This is a genomic window from Micromonospora sp. II, assembly GCF_001709195.1.
Classification (GTDB): Bacteria; Actinomycetota; Actinomycetes; order Mycobacteriales; family Micromonosporaceae; genus Micromonospora; species Micromonospora chalcea.
In genome coordinates this window covers 20,317-36,880 of record NZ_LYXF01000012.1, presented here as the reverse complement: position 1 = coordinate 36,880, position 16,564 = coordinate 20,317, and the positions used below count along the sequence as shown (strand labels likewise).

Below are 16,564 nucleotides of genomic sequence, written 5' to 3'. Positions count from 1 at the left end.
CCGCGCCCGGACAGCACGCCGGGCCGGCCCGTGGGCCGACCCGGTGGGTGTGCGTCGCGTACGTCAGCTCTTGAAGGCGTCCTTGATCTTCTCGGCGGCCTGCTTGAGCTTGGCGCCGGCCTGGTCGTTGCGGCCCTCGGCCTCCAGGCGCTCGTTGTCCGTGGCGCGGCCGACGCCCTCCTTGACCTTGCCGGAGACGTCCTGCGACGTGTTGTCGATCTTGTCGTCGAGACCCATGATGACCTCCACTGATGCGATTGCCTGACGACAACTGGTTACCCCGTCGACCGCCCGCCCAATCCCCTCACCCGATCGGGCGGAAGCGCCGCAGCCGCAGGCTGTTACCCACCACGAAGACCGACGAGAAGGCCATCGCCGCCCCGGCGAGCATCGGGTTGAGCAGCCCGGCGGCCGCCAGCGGCAGCGCCGCGACGTTGTAGGCGAACGCCCAGAACAGGTTTCCCTTGATGATCGCCAGCGTTCGCCGGGAGAGCCGGATGGCGTCCGCGGCGGCGGTCAGGTCACCCCGGACCAGCGTCAGGTCGGCGGCCTCGATGGCCGCGTCGGTGCCGGTGCCCATGGCCAGCCCGAGGTCGGCCCGGGCCAGCGCGGCGGCGTCGTTGACCCCGTCGCCGACCATCGCGACCACCCGGCCCTCGCCCTGCAGCCGCTCGACCACCGCGACCTTCTCGGCGGGCAGCACCTCCGCGATCACCTCGTCGATGCCGACCTCGGCGGCCACCGCCTTCGCCACCGTGGCGTTGTCGCCGGTGAGCAGCACCGGGGTGAGCCCCAGTTCGCGCAGCCGCGCGACGGCCGTCCGGCTGGTCGGCTTCACCGCGTCGGCCACCGCGAGCACGCCCCGGGCCCGCCCGTCCCAGCCGGCCAGGATCGCCGTCCGGCCGGCGGCCTCCGCGCCGGTCGCGGCCCGCGCGATCTCCTCGGGTACGTCGAGACCCCGCTCACGCAGCAGCCGTGCCCGGCCGACCACCACGGTCCGGCCGTCCACGGTGCCGGTCACGCCCAGCCCTTCGGCGTTGGCGAACCCGCCGACCGGCGGCAGCGGTCCGGCTTCGGCCGCGGCCTCGGCGACGGCCCGCGCGATCGGGTGCTCGGAGGCGGCCTCCAGCGCGCCGGCCACCCGGAGCAGTTCGTCGGCGTCCTCGCCGTCGGCGGGCAGCACCTCGGCCAGCGCCATCCGGCCGGTGGTGACGGTGCCGGTCTTGTCCAGCACCACGGTGTCGACCCGGCGGGTGGACTCCAGCATCTCCGGCCCCTTGATCAGCACCCCGAGCTGCGCGCCGCGTCCGGTGCCGACGAGCAGCGCGGTCGGCGTGGCCAGGCCGAGCGCGCACGGGCAGGCGATGATCAGCACGGCCACCGCGGCGGTGAACGCGGCGGTCGTACCGGAGCCGGTGCCGAGCCACCAGCCGAGCGTGCCGGCGGCCAGCGCGATCACGATCGGCACGAAGACGCCGGAGATCCGGTCGGCGAGCCGCTGCACGGCCGCCTTGCCGGTCTGCGCCTGCTCCACGAGCCGTGCCATCTGGGCGAGCTGGGTGTCGCCGCCGACCCGGGTGGCCCGGACGACCAGCCGGCCACCGGCGTTCACAGTCGCGCCGGTCACGGTGTCGCCCGTCCCCACCTCCACCGGCACCGACTCGCCGGTGAGCATGCTGGCGTCGACGGCCGAGGTGCCCTCCTCGACCACGCCGTCGGTGGCGATCTTCTCGCCGGGCCGGACCACGAACCGGTCGCCGACCGCGAGCCGGTCGACCGGGACCCGGACCTCCTGGCCGCCGCGCAGCACCGCGACGTCCTTGGCCCCGAGTTCGAGCAGGGCGCGCAGCGCCGCCCCGGCGGTGCGCTTGGAGCGGGCCTCGAAGTACCGCCCGGCCAGGATGAACACCGTCACCCCGGCGGCGGCCTCCAGGTAGATGTTGCCGGCGCCGTCGCCCCGGGTGATGTCGAGGCTGAACGGGTGCTTCATCCCGGGCATGCCGGCGTCGCCGAGGAACAGCGCCCAGAGCGACCAGCCGAACGCGGCGAGCGTGCCCAGCGAGACGAGCGTGTCCATGGTCGCCGCGCCGTGCCGCAGGTTGACCAGCGCGGCGCGGTGGAACGGCAGCCCGCCCCAGACCACCACGGGGGCGGCCAGCGTGAGCGAGGCCCACTGCCAGTAGTCGAACTGCCAGGCCGGGACCATGGCGAGCGCGATCACCGGCAGCGTGAGCACGGCGGAGACCCAGAGCCGGGTACGCGCGACGCGCAGCTCGTCCGCCGGCTCCCCGGCCGCTGCGGCCGCCTGCTCGGGCGGGGGCGGCACCACGGCGGTGTAACCGGTCTTCTCGACGGTGGCGATCAGGTCGGCCGGCGCGATGTCGTCGGCGTACCGGACGGTGGCCTTCTCGGTGGCGTAGTTCACTGTCGCCTCGACGCCGTCCATCCGGTTGAGCTTCTTCTCGATCCGGGCGGCACAGGACGCGCAGGTCATCCCGCCGATCGCCAGTTCGATCAGGTTCGGCGCGGTGGGCAGCGTCTTTCCCGTGGCAGTCATCGCGGCACCTCCGGCGCTCAACTGTGCCCGTGCCCCGGCGTGCCGTGTCCGGCGTCCGGGGTCGGTGCGGTGGTGGATACCGGCGCGGTCGGGTCGCCGGCCAGGACGGTGAATTCGGCGGTGTGCACCGCGTCGCCGTGCCGGAAGTCCAGGTAGAGACGGTACGCCCCGGCCGAGGGCACCTCGGCGGCGAACGTGATCGCCGGACCGGCCGGCGTGCGCCCGTCGCCGGGTGTGCCCTCCGGGTGCACGTGCAGGTACGCCAGGTCGCCCTGCCGCAGCGCCACCAGGTGCCCGTACGCGCCGAGGTAGGGCTGAAGGTCGGTGACCGGTCGCCCGTCGCGGCTGACGGAGAGCGTGAGCCGGCTGGTCCGGCCCGGCTCCGGCGTGCCGGTCAGGGTGACTGTGTAGCCGTCGACGGTGGTGCTGGTCACCGGCGCCGGCAGCGGCCGGGCGGCCAGCTCGCCGGGGACCGTGACGTCCAGGCCGAGGGTCAGCGGCTCGCCGCCTTCGGGCGTGAAGTCGGCGAACGCCCGCCACACCCCGGGGCCGTCGAGCGGGGAGGCGACCCGCCAGGTGCCGTCGCCGGCCATCTCCGGGTGGACGTGCCGGAAGCCGGACAGGTCCCGGCGCGCGACGATCAGGTGCATGCGCTTGTCGTGGGCCACCTCGAAGCGGGTGACCGGCGTGCCGTCCGGGCCGGTGATCCGGAAGGCGAACTGCCCGGCCGGCGCGGTGGCGGGCTGGAGCGTGTAGCCGCCTTCGGAGACGAGCAGCCCGCCGGGCAGGTGCGCGTCGGCGCCGTTCTCGTCACCGTGACCGGTGTCGCCGGTCCCGTGGTCGCTGCCGCTGTCGTCGTGGCGGGTCTCGGCGGCCGGGGCGACGGGATCGGCCAGGTTGCCGATCCCGTACGCCGCGCCGAAGACCGCCACGAGGCCGAGCGCGAAGCCGCTGAGCTTCGTCGCCGTGTTCATGGTTTCTCCTCGGTTCTGCGGGTCCCGTGGACCCGTCACGCACCGACGAGGTCGTAGCCGGCCTCGTCGACCGCCGCGCGGACGGCGTCCGTGTCCAGCGGGTTCTGACTGGTGACGGTGACCCGGCCGGTGGCCAGGTCGACCTGGACGCCGGTGACGCCCGGAAGCGCGCTCAGCTCGGTGCTCACCGAGTTGACGCAGTGGCCGCAGGTCATGCCGCTCACCTGGTAGGTGCTCTCCATGTCGCCCTCCGATCTCATACCCCCTGGGGGTACAGCCGGAACGTTAGCATACCCCCGAGGGGTACGCTATCCTCGTTCTCATGACCGCTCCGTCCAGCCCGACCCGGGGCTACACCGCCAGCAAGGACCAGCTCCTCGCCCGGCTCCGCCGGATCGAGGGTCAGGTCCGTGGCATCGAGAAGATGGTCGAGGACGACCGTTACTGCATCGACGTGCTGACCCAGATCTCGGCCATCCAGGCGGCGCTGGACAAGGTCGGCCTCGGCCTGCTCGACGGGCACGCGCGGCACTGCATGCACGAGGGCGCCGCCGAGGGCCGGGCCGACGAGATGGCGACCGAGATGATGGCCGCCGTCGGCCGCCTGATGAAGCGCGGCTGAACGGGACCTCCGCCCCTCCGAGCAGGGCACATCGACCCGCGCCGACGCGCCCGTGCGGCCGTACCGTCGAAGTGGCGGGCAGGCCGGCCCCGGCGGACCCGCGGTGACGGACGGAGGGCGGCCCGATGATGTGGCAGAGCCCGATGATGGGCTGGATGTGGATCTGGTCCCTGGCGGTGCTGGCGGTGCTGGCAGGGCTCCTCTGGCTGGCCGTGCGGTGGACCGGCCCGCAGCGGTCCGGGCCGACGGCGGCCCGGCGCATCCTCGACGAGCGGTACGCCCGCGGCGAGATCGACGAGGACGAGTACCGGCGACGCCGGGCCGGACTGGCCTGACCCGCGCGGGGCGCGCGTCACCGGTCACGGTGTCCGGGAGCACCCAGCCGGGCTGCCTACCATGTCGGGGCGACGACCCGGACGTGGTCGACACGTCCGCGCCGGCCCGGTGACCAGACCGGTCCGGCGGACCAGGCGTCGCCGCGACCGTTGGGAGAGACGCCTTGGGTGCCGACCACACCCGCCCCGCACCGCCCACGCCACCGGGCGTACGACGGCTGCTCGTCGCCGTGGTGGTGCCGCTGTTCGCGCTCACCGTGATCGCCGCGCTGGTGCTCTGGCCCCGGCAGGACCGGGAGCCGGTCGGCGGCGCGGACGTCCCCCGCTACCACGGCACCGTGACCCGGGTGGTCACCGAACCCTGCCCGCCGACGCCGGAGGCCCCGGAGGGCGCGGGCGGCCCCTGCGGCACCGCGACCGTCGCCGCCGAGCAGGGCCCGGACGCGGGACGGCAGGTCGAGACGCCGCTCCCGGCCGGACCGGGCGCGCCACGGGTCGAGGTCGGCGACAAGATCGTCCTGGTCGAGCTGATCGACCCGGCCGATCCTTCGGTGAAGTCCTACAACATCGCCGAGCACCAGCGCGGCACACCGCTGATCTGGCTGCTGGTGCTCTTCGCCGCCGCGATCGTGGCGTTCGGCCGCTGGCGCGGGCTCGCCGCGCTCGGCGGCCTGGCGGCCAGCTTCGCCATCCTGCTCGGCTTCGTGCTGCCCGGCATCGGTGGCGGCCAGCCGCCGCTGCTGGTGGCGATCGTGGGCGCCGCGTTGATCATGTTCGTGGTGCTCTACCTGACGCACGGGATCACCGCGCAGACGTCGGTGGCGGTGCTCGGCACGCTCGGCAGCCTGGTGGTCACCGGCGTGCTCGGCCTGCTCGCCACGTCCGCCACCCACCTGACCGGCTTCGGCAGCGAGGACGCCACCACGCTGTCCATGTTCCAGGGCGACGTGGACCTGCACGGACTGCTGCTGGCGGGCATCATCATCGGCTCGCTGGGCGTGCTGGACGACGTCACCGTCACCCAGGCGGCCACCGTCACCGAACTCGCGCACGCCAACCCGGGGCTGTCCCGGCGGCAGCTCTACCGGGCGGCGACCCGCGTCGGCCGGGCCCACATCGCGTCCACCGTCAACACCATCGTGCTGGCGTACGCGGGCGCGTCGCTGCCACTGCTGCTCCTGCTGGTCGCCGACTCCCGCCCGGTGAGCCAGATCCTCACCAGCGAGTTCCTCGCCCAGGAGATCGTCCGCAGCGCGGTGGCCACGCTCGGCCTGATCGCCGCCGTACCGCTGACGACCGCACTGGCCGCGATCGTGACCACCGCCGGACGGCGCGCGCCCGGTCCGGAGCCGGCGTCGCCCGTACCCCCGCCGCCCCGTCCGCCGACCGGACGCGACGACGCGCTGGAGGCGCTCGGCGGCGGAAAGAGTACGGAGGCGACATGGTGACACTCCGCACGGTGACCATCGATTTCAAACGCGACGCTGGTCACGGTGCGCCACGGCGAAATCTCGCTATTGGTCGGCTTCCGGACGTAGATCCGCAGGAGTGCTGTCGGGTAACCTCGCTGCCGGTCACCGCCGAAGGCGCGCACCGGCGCCAGCGGTGCCGCCGCCCAATCGCCTGCGGGCGAGCCGGGGAACCAGGTACATGGGGTGAATCCGCGCGAGCGGTAGGGGCCACTTCCGTCCCGAACCCGTCAGCTAACCCGGTCGGCGGCCGACGGAAGGGAACACTGTGACGCCACCCCTGCGCCGCTGGCTGACACCCCTGGTGGCCGTGCTGGCCTCGCTGGCAGTGCTGGCCGGGCCGAACTCGGCGACGGCGGCCCCCGCCGCGGCGGCCCCGAAGCCGTCCGGGCACGAGGAGGACGGCGAACCACCGCTCATCACCGAGGCGATCGACAGCGCCAACCGGAACTTCCTCCAGGCGAAGGCGAAGCTGGCCAAGTCGCAGGACCGCCAGCGGCGGCTGGCCGCCGAGGTACAGGCGGCACAGGCCGAACTCGAGGCGCTCAGCCCGCAGGTCAACCAGCTCGCCGCCCAGTCCTACCGGACCGGCCGGATGGGCGCGATGGCGATGCTGCTGGAGAGCAACTCGCCCGACTCGTTCGTCCGCCGCGTCAACGCCCTGGACGAGCTGAACCTCCTCAACGCGCAGCGCCTGGCCGCCATCAACGCGGTCAAGAACCGCGCCGAGACGGCCAAGATCGCGCTCGACGCCGAGGTGCGCGAGCAGGAGAAGCAGAAGAACGCGATGGAGCGCGAGAAGGTGCAGGCCGAACGCGCCCTCAAGCTCGTCGGCGGCCTCGGCTTCACCGGCGGCCTGGTCGACGCCACCTCACCGGTCGCCAAGATCGGCCCCGGCCGCACCGCCGACGGCGGCTGGAAGGCCGAGTCGTGCAGCGAGAACGACCCGACCACCTCGGGCTGCATCACGCCGCGGACGCTGCACGCCTACAAGGAGGTCCGGCGCGCCGGCTACACGCGCTTCGTGGGCTGTTACCGGCCGGGCGGGCCGTGGGAGCACCCCAAGGGCAAGGCGTGCGACTGGTCGCTGCAGAACAGCGGCTTCTCACCCTGGCACAACAACGACACCCGCAAGTACGGCAACGACGTGGCCGCCTTCCTCATCCGCAACGCCGACCGGCTGGGCATCTACTACGTGATCTGGAACCGGCAGATCTGGTTCCCGGCCACCGGCTGGAGGTCGTACAGCGGGCCGTCGAACCACACCGACCACGTCCACATGTCGATGCTCTGACCTGGACGCAGCAAGAAGGGGCCGCCCCCGTGGGCGGCCCCTTCGTCGTCCGGCGCTCCGGTCAGCCGGCCAGCGCCGCGTCCGCGTCCGCCGGCGACGAGGGAGCGGGCAGTGACGCCGGGACCTGCGCCACTGTCCGCACCTCGCCGCCGGAGAGCCGGTACGACATCCCCGCCACCGTGCACCGGCCCGCCGCGACCCGCTCGGCCAGCACGGAGGACCGGGCCAGCAGCGTCTCCACGGTCTGCGCGATGTGGACGTCGATGATGCCGTCGAGGTCGTCGATGCCCTGCCGGGCGGCGCGCAGCAGGCTGGGCGAGACCGCGTCCACCACCGCTCCCAGGTGCCCGGCCGGAGCGGCGCCGGTCCGGACCCCCTCCCGGGCGGCCTGGACCGCGCCGCAGGAGTCGTGCCCGAGCACCACCACGAGCGGCGTGCCCAGCACGGTGACCGCGTACTCGACGCTGCCGAGCACCTCGGGCCCGGCGGTGTGCCCGGCGGTACGCACCACGAAGAGGTCACCGAGACCTCGATCGAAGATGATCTCCGCGGCGAGCCGCGAGTCGGAGCAGCCGACGATCACCGCGAAGGGGTGCTGGCCGTCGGCCACCGCCGCCCGGTGCCCGGCGTCCTGATTCGGATGCTGCGGCACACCGGTGACGAACCGGTGGTTGCCGGCACGCAGCTCGGCGAGCGCCTGCTCCGGGCTTCTCGGCGTCATCTGCCTCACCTCGTCTACCTGCGGAACGACCAGGCCGGACGGCCTCGCGACTTCACGGTCACACGGCGTCAGGGGCACGTCAAGATTCGTGATACGCATTTCATACTTTCCCGTGCCTGCCCGCGTCCGATTCGGGTCGGCAGCGTCGATGGCCATAGCATGGCCACCATGGCGACGACACCAGGTGAGGACGGGAGCCGCCGCAACTGGACCTTCCTCACCAATCACGGACATGTGCTGCTGGCGATCGCGCGCAACCCCACGGCGCGGCTGCGGGACGTGGCCGACGAGGTGGGCGTCACCGAGCGGGCGGCCCAGGCCATCGTCGCCGACCTGGAAGCCGGGGGATACCTGCGGCGCACCCGCGTGGGGCGGCGCAACGAGTACACGATCAACCCGAAGGGACGCTTCCGGCACCCGGCGGAGGCCGACCAGCAGGTCGGCGCCCTGCTGGCCCTCTTCGCCGCCGAGCCGGCCGGGGACGTCACCGCCGACCGGTGACCGGTTCCCGCGACCGCGTGCGCCCGCGCGGGCCGGCGCGACGGTAATCTCACCGCGTGCGCGACAGCTTGCGGCCGGGCGCGACAAAAGGGCGCGCCCGGGCCGGACACCCGATCCGGACCGTCCTCTCGGCAGCGGCGGCAGCCGCTCTGCTCGGCGGCGCGCTGGCGGTGCCCGCGCCCGCCGTGGCCGCCCCGAAGTGCGGGCCGACCGGCGGCCCCGCGCCCACCGAGACGCCGTGGGCGCTGAGCCGCCTCGACCCGGCCTCCGCGTGGCGGGTCGGCAAGGGCGCGGGGATCACCGTCGCCGTGATCGACTCCGGGGTCTCACCGTCGCATCCCCTGCTGCGCGGGCGGGTGCTCCCCGGCGAGGACTTCAACCAGCTCGTCCGGCTTCAGGGCCAGTGTGACCTGGTCGGGCACGGCACCATGGTGGCCGGCATCATCGCCGGGCGGGAGGGCACCGGCTCGCCGTACACCGGCATCGCGCCGGAGGCCCGCATCCTGCCGCTGCGCGTGCTGGCCGAGAACAAGGAGAACTTCGACCCGGACGTGCCGGGCGAGATCGGCAAGGCGATCCGCTGGGCGGTCGACAACGACGCCGACGTGATCAACCTGTCCCTGGTCACGCTCGACGACCCGCAGCTGAAATCGGCGGTGCAGTACGCGCTCGGCAAGGACGTGGTGGTCGTCGCCTCCGCCGGCAACCGGCAGGAGAACCGGGAGGACCGGCCGGCCTATCCGGCGGCGTACCCGGGGGTCATCGCCGTCGCCGGTGTGGACGAGCAGGGCGGCCACGTCGGCAGCTCGGTCAGCGGGGACTATGTGGACATCGCCGGCCCCGGGCTGAACATCCTCGGGCCCGCGCCGCAGGGGTCCGGCTACCGGGCCGAGCCGCAGGGCGGCACGAGCTTCGCCACCGCGTACGTCTCCGGTGTCGCCGCGCTGGTGCGGGCCGCGCACCCCGACATCAGCGCCGACGAGGTCGCCTACCGGCTGACCCGCACCGCCGACAACCCGCCCGACGGGCACAACGCCGACGTCGGCTACGGGATGGTCAACCCCTACCGGGCGGTGACCAGCCTGCTCGGCACCCGCACGGACCCGCCGCTGGGCGCCATGCCGCCGCCGGCGCCGCCCACCGATCCGCTGGCCTGGCAGCGCACCGTCGCGATCTGGGTCGCCGTCGTCGGCGGGCTGCTCGCCGGGGTCCTGCTGACGCTGCGGCCGATCCTGACCCGCGGCCGGCGACGCGGATGGCGCCCCGGCCGGCGGGACGTCCCGCAGGACGCCTGACCGGCCGCCTCGCGCAGCACGGCCGGGCCGGAAATACACGAGACAGGGCCGGAATACACGACGGCTCCGCCCGGCACGAGCCGGAGCGGAGCCGTCGTGGACCGGTCGGGGGTCAGCTGCCCCAGACCTTGGAGTTGCTCATCTCCGTGGTCATGTAGTTCTCGCGCGCGATGCCCACCGCGCCGCCGATCTCGTTCAGGACCTTGTTGATGTCCCGCACGGCGGCGTCCCACTGGGCCTGGTGCTGCTGGTAGGCGGCCCGGTCCTGGCCCTCCCACTCGAGCTTGGTCAGCATCGCCCGCAGCGTGTCCAGCTTCTCGTCGATGATCCGCGAGATGGCCTGCATCTGCTGGTTGCTGCTCTCCAGAACAGCGTAGTCAACCTTGATGCTCATCGATTCCTCCTCTGCCTGTCTTCGCGGATCACGGGTTGAGAGCAGCGTGGAACTTGTCCAGCATCTGCTGCTGCTCTTCGTCGTTGACCTGGTGCGTGGTGCCCGACTTGTCGAGCAGGTCCGCGATGTTGTCCATCGCGGTCAGCAGCTTGTTCGTGTCCTCGGTCCAGCGAGTCATCAGGCTCTGGAAGCCCGTGGACGCCTGGCCCTTCCAGGCCATCGCGAGGTCGTCGACCACGTTCCACAGCTTCTTGAGCTCACCGTCAACCTCGCTGCGCGTGGACCGCACGTCACTCGCGGCGGTGTGCAGAGTCGCTGCACTGACCTCGAACGCCATGCTTCACACCCTTCCGTCTTTTGTGGCGGCGGTTCCGCCGCGCCCTCCCCCGCGGCAAGGCGAACACACCCCACCGACGGACACTTCATCCGAACCGTAGCGGACGATGTCCAACCCGCGCAGCCCTGCCGGCCCATCGACGTACTCCGACAGCCCGGAATCGGCAAGGCGATCCGGCGCTGTCCGTACGAGTTGGACGGTCCGTCCCGAGGTCAGGGCCGCTCACGTGCGGCTTTGACGATCGTCGACACACCGAAGGCCAGCACCGCGACCAGCAGTACCACCACGATCCACAGCAGCGGCTTCTCGAACGCGCGCTCGAACGTCAGCACCAGCAGCGCCGCGCAGGCGCTCAGCGAGACCACCTCGGCGGCCCGCCGCAGCCGCGCCGAGCGGGTCAGCACGGCGAACAGCATCAGGAGCACGAAGACCGGAATGGTCAGCAGGACGTACAGGAACAGTACGAAGATCAGAGTGTCCATGCCCCGCTCCCGTCACCTGTAGAACGCGGAGTCCCGAACCCAGTCGATCTTGATGTCCTTGATGTCCGGGTCGGAGCCGGCGGGCGCCCAGCCGGGCCGGGAGTCCGCGGTGAACGTGAACCGGCTGTCCGTGTGGAACGCGGCCATCAGCGCGTGCAGCAACGCGCTGATCTCGCCGAAGACCAGGACCAGGATCGCGGCGGTGGCGGCCAGGCCGGCGATGCCGATGGCCTGGGCCAGCGCGGTGGTCGCGGGGAAGAACTGGAGCGCGATCGAGGCGATCACCGCGACCAGGATCGGCATGAGCGCCTGCGCCAGGCCGGACACCGCGTCGTTGTACGCGTCCCGGGCCGCGGTGAGCGTGTCCCGGTTGGCGGCGAACGCCTCGGCCAGCGAGTTGATCTCCGCGCCGAGCTTGCGCATGAACTGGTCGAACGCGTCCCGGTCGTCGAAGTCCCACTCCGACGCCTCCGGCGGGACCGCCGCCATCGCCGCGCCGAACTGGTCCGCGCCGAGCAGGCGGGCCGCCTCGTCCCACTTCTTGATGGACTCGTTCACCTGCTGGTTGTCGAAGGACTCCAGGTAGAGGATGGTGCCGATCAGCGCCGCCGAGGCGGCGATCCAGACCAGGTTGCCCCGGGCGATGGCCGCGGCCGACCGCACCGGCGCCGTGGTCTGGGCGACCGACACCGAGCCGGTCACCGTCCCCGAGGCGTTGGCGATGAGGATCTCCGGTGGCATCAGGCGTCCTTCCCCCGGCGGGCCCGGCCGGTCACTTGACCACCCAGGGCTGATCCGACTTCTCCCAGTTCTGCGCGCTCTGTTCGAGCTGCGCGGCGGCCTTGCGCAGATGCTCCGCGCCGGTGCGGACGTTGTCGAGGTGCCCGTCCACGGCCGCGTTGTGCCGCTCCACCGCCCCGGTGCCGAACCAGCTCAGCGCGCCGCCGGGCAGCTTGACCTCGGCCAGCAGCGCCTCGACGTTGCGCAGGTACTGGATCGGCCCGTCCGGGGCGTCGAGCATCCGGCTCGCCTTCCGGATCGCGTCGACGTCGACGGTGTTCGGCATCGTCGTCCCCTCTCGCTCAGCGCCGCAGATTGCGGGTCGGGTCGGACAGATCCACCCCGAACTGACGGAACCAGTCCTCCGGGGTCAGCGTGCCGTCCTGCGCCCGGCGGACCGTCTCGGAGTCGCCGAGCATCTCGCCCAGCATCTCCCGCTGCCGCTCCTCGAAGGCGGCGTAGGCCGCGTCGATCGCGGCCTGCATCGACTCGGCCAGGGAGAAGCTGTCCAGCCGCATGGCCCGCGCGTTCAGCTCGATGCCGCCGACCTTCATGTCGCCGTCCACGGTCACCCGCACCAGCCCGTCCGGGCTCTCCCCGGTGACCCGCAGCTCCGCACGCTGCCGCTGGAGCTCGGCCAGCCGCCGCTGCTGCTCCTGCGCCTGCCGCAACAGGCCCTCCAGGGCTCCACCGATACCCGACGGGCTGCTCAACTCCGGCTCTCCCCGTAATCGCGACGATCGATCGGGCCGACGCTACCGGAAGTGACGCCCGCCGTCCGTCCCGTCAGACCGGTTCCGTCCAGGCGGTCTGGATCAGCTGCTGGCCGTCGCGGCGGCGCACCAGCGTGCCCCGGCCCGGCGGCTGCGGGGTCGGCCGCAGGTTGCCGAAGACCGCGCCCTCCTCCCGGCTGCCGGACATGAGCAGTCCCGGCGAGTCCAGCTCACGCAGCCGCTGCAGCACCGGCTCGTACAGCGCCCGGGCCACACCACCGACCCGCCGCGTGACGATCAGGTGCAGGCCGATGTCCCGCGCCTGCGGCAGCAGCTCGTGCAGCGCGCTGAGCGGATTGCTGCCGCCGGAGGCGACCAGGTCGTAGTCGTCCACCAGGATGTAGAGGTCCGGCCCCTTCCACCAGCTCCGGTCGCGCAGCTGCGCGGTGGTCACGTCCGGGCCGGGCAGCCGGTTCTGCAACGCGCTGCGGATCGAGCCGAGACCCTGGCTGAACACCTGGTTCGACGGCGCGTAGTCGAGCAGGTGGTCCCCCTCGACCGCGCCGAGCAGGCCGCGCCGGTAGTCGGCGATGACCAGCCGCGCCTGGGCCGGGGTGTACCGCTCGGCGATCCCCCGGGCGATCAGCCGCAGCAGGTTCGTCTTGCCGCACTCGGCGTCGCCGAACACGGTCAGGTGCGGCTCGCTCGCCAGGTCCAGGTGGACCGGGGCGAGCGCCGACTCGTTGACGCCGATCGGGATGCCCGGGACGGACCGGTCGACCACCTTCGCCAGCTCGGTGACCGCCAGCTTGCGCGGCAGCAGCCGGACCTTCGGCGCCGGACGGCCCGGCCAGTTCGCCGCGACGTGCCCGGCCAGCGCCACCGACGCCTCGGTCAGGTCCTCGATGTCGCGCTTGCCGTCGATCCGCGAGATCGCGGTCAGGAAGTGCAGCTTGTCCCGGGTCAGGCCGCGACCCGGCGCGCCGACCGGCACGTTCTGCGCGGCCCGCCGGTCGATCTCCGACTCCGACGGGTCACCGAGCCGCAGCTCCAGCTTGGTGCCGAGCAGGTCCCGCATGTTGATCCGGATCTCCGCCCAGCGCACCGCCGTGATCACCACGTGGACGCCGAAGCCGAGGCCCCGGTTGGCCAGGTTGGTGATGGTCTGCTCCAGCTCCTCGTACTCCTGGCGCAGCGTGTTCCAGCCGTCCACCACGAGGAAGACGTCACCGAACGGGTCGTCGGCGAACTCACCGGCCGCGCGGCGGCGCCGGTAGCTGGCCACCGAGTCGATGCCGTGCTGGGTGAACCGGTTCTCCCGCTCGTCGATCACCGCGACCACCTCGGCGACCGTCCGCCGGACCGCCTCGGTGTCCCGCCGCCCCGCCACGCCCGAGGTGTGCGGCAGCCCGTCCAGGCTGCGCAGCGCGCCACCACCGAAGTCGAGGCAGAAGAACTGCACCTCGCGCGGCGTGTGGGTGAGCGCCAGCGAGGCCAGCATCGAGCGCAACATCGTGCTCTTGCCGCTCAGCGACGCGCCGACGATCACCACGTTGCCGCCGGCCCCGGCCAGGTCGACCATCATCGGGTCGCGGCGCTGCTCGTACGGGCGGTCCACGATGCCGACCGGCACGGCGAGCCGGCCGCGGCCCGGCCAGTCGGCGGTGGTCAGGCCGTACGTCGGGTGCACGCTCAGCTTCGGCAGCAGCTCGGCCAGCCCGGACGGCTCGGCCAGCGGCGGCAGCCAGACCTGGTGTGCCGGCTTGCCGCGGCCCTTGAGCTGGTCGATCAGCACGTCCAGCATGGCCACCGCCTTGCCGTCGCCCGACTGCTCCGGCTCCGGCGTGGCCTCCGCCGGACTCGGCAGCGCCGGCGCCGGTACGTAGTCGATGCCGTACGGGACGATCCGCCGCTGCACCTGCGCCCGGGTGGAGCGCTGCGCCTGCCCCGGCGCCTGGTACGGGCCGGACACGTACGCCGCACGGAACCGCAGCATCGTGGCGGTGTCGGTCTTCAGGTAACCGTGACCCGGCGCGCTGGGCAGCTCGTACGCGTCCGGCACGCCGAGCACGATCCGGCTCTCCACCGCCGAGAACGTGCGCAGGCCGATCCGGTACGACAGGTGCGTGTCCAGGCCGCGCAGCTTGCCCTCCTCCAGCCGCTGCGAGGCGAGCAGCAGGTGCACGCCGAGCGACCGGCCGAGGCGGCCGATCATCACGAACAGGTCGATGAAGTCCGGCTTGGCGGCCAGCAGCTCGGAGAACTCGTCACAGATGATCAGCAGGCTCGGCATCGGCTCCAGCGGCTCACCGGCCGCCCGCGCCTTCTCGTAGTCGTAACGGGAGACGTAGTTGCCGGCCGCCCGCAGCACCTCCTGCCGGCGGTTCATCTCACCGGCCAGCGCGTCCCGCATGCGGTCCACCAGCGGCAGCTCGTCCGAGAGGTTGGTGATCACCGCGCTGGTGTGCGGCAGCGCGTCCAGCGAGGCGAACGTCGCACCGCCCTTGAAGTCGACCAGGACGAAGTTCAGCTCCTCCGAGGAGTGCGTCACGGCCAGCGCGGCGACCACCGTACGCAGCAGTTCGCTCTTGCCGGAGCCGGTCGCGCCGATCACCAGGCCGTGCGGGCCCATGCCCTCGTGCGCGGACTCCTTGAAGTCCAGCTCGACCACGTTGCCGTCCGGGCCCAGGCCGAGCGGGATGCGCAGCCGGTCGCGGTGGCTGCGCGGCCGCCAGGTCTGCCGGACGTCCACGGTGGCCGCGTCGCCGACACCGAGCAGGTCGGGCAGCTCCATGCTGCGGGCCAGCGGCTCCTCGGTGCTCGCGCCCTGCTGCTGGGAGAGCCGGAACGGGGCGATCTGCCGGGCCAGCCCCTCGGCGGCGGACAGGGACAGCCGGTCCGGGCTGCCGAGCCGGGACGTGGCGGTGCCGCGGACCAGGTCCAGGCCGGTGCCGTCGCCGGCGTCCAGGCAGAGCAGCCAGCGCCCGGCGTCGCGGGGCACCGTGCCGGACAGGTCGACCACCGTGGTGCCGAGCAGGCCCGGCCCGGTCAGCGCGCAGGTCGCCGAGACCTCGCCGCCGTCCAGCACCACCACCACGTGCGGCGCGGTGGTCAGCGGCTTCGCCTCCGGCGCGAACCGGGGCCGCCCGCCCAGCTCCTGGGCCAGCGCGGTCTCCGCCTCGTCCAGCGCGGCGAACACCATCCGGCGCGCGCCCGCCGCGTCGGTACGCCCCGGGTGCTGGGCGTGCGGCAGCCACTTCACCCAGTCCCAGACCGGCTGCCGGTCCGGCGCGGCCACGACGACGACCAGCAGGTCCTCCGGGGCGTGGAACGTGACGAGCTGGCCCAGCGCGGCCCGGGCCAGGTCGAGCACCGGCTCCCGGTCGCCGCGCAACGCGATCCGGCTGAACGCGCGCAGCGACAACGCGGTCGGCAGATCCGGCACGCTGGAGTGGGCCCGGACGAACCGGCGCAGCGCGATCGCGCTCATCGGCTCCAGGTCCTCCACCGGCTTGGTCTCCGGCGGCACGATCTCCACCGCCAGCCGCTGCGGGCCGAGCGCGATCCGCACCTCGCCGAAGTCGTCCTCGGTGATCCGCCGCTCCCACAGCCGGCGGGAGGCGGCGATCGACCAGAGCGCGTCCGGCTCCGGGTGCCGCCAGGTCATCGCGGCGCGCTGCTGCTCGGCGGCCCGGCGGGTGCGCTTGCGCATCTGCGCCAGGTAGCGCATGTAGTCGCGCCGCTGCGCGTTCAGCTCGGCCTTGTCGTTGCCGCCGTTGCCGAGCGTGCCGATGGCCATGCCCAACATGGACACACCGAACAGGCCACCCGCGACGTACGTCATCATGCCGCCGCCGCGGCCGGCGTAGAGGAAGGCCATCGCGCCGACGCCGCAGAGCATCGGCAGGATCATCAGCACCTGCCCCATGCCCTTGGCCTTCGGCTYCGGCAACTCGGGCGGGGACTCCAGCAGCACCTCGCCGCGCGGCAGCGCGGGCCCCGGTTGACGCGGAAGCCGGCGGAACACCACCGTACTCACGGCTCTCCCCTCCCCAGAAGCGGCCCTGATCGTGGTCTGCCACCGCCGGTG

At 72.9% G+C, this 16,564-nt stretch carries 18 protein-coding genes and 1 riboswitch; of the genes, 6 read left to right on the top strand and 12 right to left on the bottom strand.

Features of this window, described 5'->3' with window-relative positions:
• Window positions 1–63: 63 nt before the first annotated feature.
• From A8711_RS07815 to A8711_RS07800, 4 genes are all read right to left on the bottom strand, one after another.
• Complete coding sequence (locus A8711_RS07815; protein WP_043330702.1) at window positions 64–237, bottom strand: CsbD family protein; 174 nt, start codon at window positions 235–237, stop codon at window positions 64–66.
• A gap of 67 nt (window positions 238–304) precedes the next feature.
• Window positions 305–2,557, bottom strand: a complete 2,253-nt coding sequence (locus A8711_RS07810) for a cation-translocating P-type ATPase (RefSeq protein ID WP_069087836.1) — start codon at window positions 2,555–2,557, stop codon at window positions 305–307.
• Between the two features lie 17 nt (window positions 2,558–2,574).
• Window positions 2,575–3,531: a hypothetical protein gene (locus A8711_RS07805; protein WP_043327063.1), complete on the bottom strand. Its 957-nt coding sequence runs from the start codon at window positions 3,529–3,531 to the stop codon at window positions 2,575–2,577.
• Between the two features lie 35 nt (window positions 3,532–3,566).
• Window positions 3,567–3,773 carry a heavy-metal-associated domain-containing protein gene (locus A8711_RS07800; protein WP_064448625.1) on the bottom strand — a complete coding sequence of 69 codons (207 nt, stop codon included), beginning with the start codon at window positions 3,771–3,773 and terminating at the stop codon, window positions 3,567–3,569.
• Between the two features lie 80 nt (window positions 3,774–3,853).
• Between A8711_RS07800 and A8711_RS07795 the strand changes: the two genes are divergently transcribed.
• The 4 genes from A8711_RS07795 to A8711_RS07780 all read left to right on the top strand — a co-directional run bounded on the left by A8711_RS07795 (window position 3,854) and on the right by A8711_RS07780 (window position 7,251).
• Window positions 3,854–4,153, top strand: coding sequence for a metal-sensitive transcriptional regulator (locus A8711_RS07795; protein ID WP_013283780.1), 300 nt, complete (start codon window positions 3,854–3,856; stop codon window positions 4,151–4,153).
• Window positions 4,154–4,278: 125 nt separating this feature from the next.
• On the top strand, window positions 4,279–4,488 hold the full coding sequence (locus tag A8711_RS07790; protein WP_043327065.1) for an SHOCT domain-containing protein: 210 nt from the start codon (window positions 4,279–4,281) through the stop codon (window positions 4,486–4,488).
• A 164-nt stretch (window positions 4,489–4,652) separates the two neighbouring features.
• The gene (locus tag A8711_RS07785; RefSeq protein WP_069087835.1) at window positions 4,653–5,936 is read left to right on the top strand and encodes a YibE/F family protein; all 1,284 of its coding nucleotides are present in this window, start codon (window positions 4,653–4,655) and stop codon (window positions 5,934–5,936) included.
• A gap of 154 nt (window positions 5,937–6,090) precedes the next feature.
• Window positions 6,091–6,222: riboswitch (cyclic di-AMP (ydaO/yuaA leader) on the top strand.
• A gap of 3 nt (window positions 6,223–6,225) precedes the next feature.
• On the top strand, window positions 6,226–7,251 hold the full coding sequence (locus tag A8711_RS07780; protein ID WP_043327069.1) for a hypothetical protein: 1,026 nt from the start codon (window positions 6,226–6,228) through the stop codon (window positions 7,249–7,251).
• A gap of 61 nt (window positions 7,252–7,312) precedes the next feature.
• On the opposite strand, the gene A8711_RS07775 is transcribed toward A8711_RS07780, so the two are convergent.
• Window positions 7,313–7,972 (bottom strand): carbonic anhydrase, encoded by a 660-nt coding sequence (locus A8711_RS07775; protein ID WP_043327072.1) that lies wholly within the window; start codon window positions 7,970–7,972, stop codon window positions 7,313–7,315.
• Window positions 7,973–8,131: 159 nt separating this feature from the next.
• Between A8711_RS07775 and A8711_RS07770 the strand changes: the two genes are divergently transcribed.
• Together A8711_RS07770 and mycP are read left to right on the top strand one after the other, a co-directional pair.
• The gene (locus tag A8711_RS07770) at window positions 8,132–8,473 is read left to right on the top strand and encodes a MarR family winged helix-turn-helix transcriptional regulator (RefSeq protein ID WP_043327074.1); all 342 of its coding nucleotides are present in this window, start codon (window positions 8,132–8,134) and stop codon (window positions 8,471–8,473) included.
• A 56-nt stretch (window positions 8,474–8,529) separates the two neighbouring features.
• A complete protein-coding gene (gene mycP / locus A8711_RS07765) occupies window positions 8,530–9,768 on the top strand; it encodes a type VII secretion-associated serine protease mycosin (RefSeq protein ID WP_233607771.1) in 1,239 nt (412 codons plus the stop codon).
• Window positions 9,769–9,880: 112 nt separating this feature from the next.
• Here the strand turns inward: mycP and A8711_RS07760 are convergent, their stop codons facing one another.
• From A8711_RS07760 to eccCa, 7 genes are all read right to left on the bottom strand, one after another.
• Window positions 9,881–10,162, bottom strand: a complete 282-nt coding sequence (locus A8711_RS07760; RefSeq protein ID WP_043327076.1) for a WXG100 family type VII secretion target — start codon at window positions 10,160–10,162, stop codon at window positions 9,881–9,883.
• Window positions 10,163–10,190: 28 nt separating this feature from the next.
• Window positions 10,191–10,499 (bottom strand): WXG100 family type VII secretion target, encoded by a 309-nt coding sequence (locus A8711_RS07755; protein WP_043327078.1) that lies wholly within the window; start codon window positions 10,497–10,499, stop codon window positions 10,191–10,193.
• A 212-nt stretch (window positions 10,500–10,711) separates the two neighbouring features.
• A complete protein-coding gene (locus A8711_RS07750) occupies window positions 10,712–10,981 on the bottom strand; it encodes a hypothetical protein (RefSeq protein WP_043327079.1) in 270 nt (89 codons plus the stop codon).
• Between the two features lie 12 nt (window positions 10,982–10,993).
• Entirely contained in the window at window positions 10,994–11,722 is a 729-nt protein-coding gene (locus A8711_RS07745) for a hypothetical protein (RefSeq protein ID WP_043327081.1), read from the bottom strand.
• Between the two features lie 31 nt (window positions 11,723–11,753).
• Window positions 11,754–12,047: a hypothetical protein gene (locus A8711_RS07740; protein ID WP_043327083.1), complete on the bottom strand. Its 294-nt coding sequence runs from the start codon at window positions 12,045–12,047 to the stop codon at window positions 11,754–11,756.
• 16 nt (window positions 12,048–12,063) lie between these two features.
• Window positions 12,064–12,474, bottom strand: coding sequence for a YbaB/EbfC family nucleoid-associated protein (locus tag A8711_RS07735; RefSeq protein WP_069087834.1), 411 nt, complete (start codon window positions 12,472–12,474; stop codon window positions 12,064–12,066).
• Window positions 12,475–12,547: 73 nt separating this feature from the next.
• Entirely contained in the window at window positions 12,548–16,513 is a 3,966-nt protein-coding gene (eccCa, locus tag A8711_RS07730; RefSeq protein WP_069087833.1) for a type VII secretion protein EccCa, read from the bottom strand.
• Window positions 16,514–16,564: the final 51 nt, after the last annotated feature.

Coding starts and splice junctions, on each gene's coding strand:
- A8711_RS07800 (WP_064448625.1), bottom strand. CDS start 3,773: ATGGAGAGCACCTACCAGGTGAGCGGCATGACCTGCGGCCACTGCGTC.
- A8711_RS07805 (WP_043327063.1), bottom strand. CDS start 3,531: ATGAACACGGCGACGAAGCTCAGCGGCTTCGCGCTCGGCCTCGTGGCG.
- A8711_RS07770 (WP_043327074.1), top strand. CDS start 8,132: ATGGCCACCATGGCGACGACACCAGGTGAGGACGGGAGCCGCCGCAAC.
- A8711_RS07740 (WP_043327083.1), bottom strand. CDS start 12,047: ATGCCGAACACCGTCGACGTCGACGCGATCCGGAAGGCGAGCCGGATG.
- A8711_RS07755 (WP_043327078.1), bottom strand. CDS start 10,499: ATGGCGTTCGAGGTCAGTGCAGCGACTCTGCACACCGCCGCGAGTGAC.
- A8711_RS07815 (WP_043330702.1), bottom strand. CDS start 237: ATGGGTCTCGACGACAAGATCGACAACACGTCGCAGGACGTCTCCGGC.
- A8711_RS07795 (WP_013283780.1), top strand. CDS start 3,854: ATGACCGCTCCGTCCAGCCCGACCCGGGGCTACACCGCCAGCAAGGAC.
- A8711_RS07750 (WP_043327079.1), bottom strand. CDS start 10,981: ATGGACACTCTGATCTTCGTACTGTTCCTGTACGTCCTGCTGACCATT.
- A8711_RS07810 (WP_069087836.1), bottom strand. CDS start 2,557: ATGACTGCCACGGGAAAGACGCTGCCCACCGCGCCGAACCTGATCGAA.
- A8711_RS07760 (WP_043327076.1), bottom strand. CDS start 10,162: ATGAGCATCAAGGTTGACTACGCTGTTCTGGAGAGCAGCAACCAGCAG.
- A8711_RS07790 (WP_043327065.1), top strand. CDS start 4,279: ATGATGTGGCAGAGCCCGATGATGGGCTGGATGTGGATCTGGTCCCTG.
- A8711_RS07745 (WP_043327081.1), bottom strand. CDS start 11,722: ATGCCACCGGAGATCCTCATCGCCAACGCCTCGGGGACGGTGACCGGC.
- A8711_RS07775 (WP_043327072.1), bottom strand. CDS start 7,972: ATGACGCCGAGAAGCCCGGAGCAGGCGCTCGCCGAGCTGCGTGCCGGC.